Origin of the sequence: Arthrobacter sp. NPDC056493 (assembly GCF_042795115.1) — a bacterium.
In the GTDB taxonomy this organism is placed as follows: domain Bacteria; phylum Actinomycetota; class Actinomycetes; order Actinomycetales; family Micrococcaceae; genus Arthrobacter.
The window spans coordinates 1-1,079 of record NZ_JBHTSL010000133.1 but is presented as its reverse complement, the minus strand read 5'-3'; the positions used below and the strand labels follow the sequence as shown (position 1 = coordinate 1,079).

Annotated in this window: 1 protein-coding gene; it reads left to right on the top strand. The window is 69.4% G+C overall.

The annotated features are described in order from the left end of the window. A partial coding sequence (locus ACFQ50_RS24560; protein ID WP_377998233.1) for a UDP-glucose dehydrogenase family protein occupies nucleotides 1-1,079 on the top strand: 1,079 nt, incomplete at both ends.

The window sequence follows — 1,079 nt, the reverse complement described above, 5'->3', positions numbered from 1 at the left end:
ATGCCCGACTCCCCCGCCGCCGACCTCCGCTTCCTCGACGCAGCCCTCGCCCGGCTCGCCCCGCACCTGGACACAGCCTGCCTCGTCGCCGGCAAATCCACCGTCCCCATCGGCACCGCCGAACGCCTCACGGCCTACCTGCAGCGCACCGCCCCCGCCGGAGCCCGGGCCGAACTCGCCTGGAACCCCGAATTCCTCCGCGAAGGACACGCCGTCGAAGACACCCTCCACCCGGACCGGCTGGTCTTCGGCGTCCCCACCGAACACGCCCGCACCCTCCTGACCGCCTGCTACGCGCCGATCATCGACCACGGCACCCCCGTGGTAGTAACCGACCCCGCCACCGCCGAACTGGTCAAAGCCGCCGCCAACTCCTTCCTCGCCACCAAAATCTCCTACATCAACGCCATGGCCGAAATCTGCGAAGCCACCGGCGCCGACGTCAACCAACTCGCCACCGCACTCTCCTACGACAACCGCATCGGCGGCCGCTTCCTCAAACCCGGCCTCGGCTTCGGCGGCGGCTGCCTGCCCAAAGACATCCGCGCCTTCACCCACCGCGCCAAAGAACTCGGCGTCGGACACGCCGTCGGCTTCCTCCAGGAAGTCGACGCCATCAACCAACGCCGCCGCCAACGCACCGTGGACCTCATCACCGAAATGGCCTGCGGCGACCTCACCGGCGTCCACATCACCGTCCTCGGCGCAGCCTTCAAACCCGACTCCGACGACATCCGCGACGCCCCCGCCCTGGACGTCGCCCGCATGCTCCACCAAGCCGGAGCCCACATCACCGTCTACGACCCCCAAGCCATGAACAACGCCCGCCGCGCCTACCCCGACCTCACCTACGCCCCATCCCTCGAAGCAGCCGTCACCGGAGCCGAAATCGTCGCCCTCCTCACCGAATGGGACGAATTCCGCCACGCCAACCCCGCCACACTGGGCCACCTCGTCCAGCTACGCAACATCGTCGACGGCCGCCACGCACTCAACGCCGACGCCTACCGCGCCGCCGGCTGGGACTACCGCGCCCTCGGCTCCCCCAACAAACTGCCGGCGGAGGTCCCTGCAGCGGC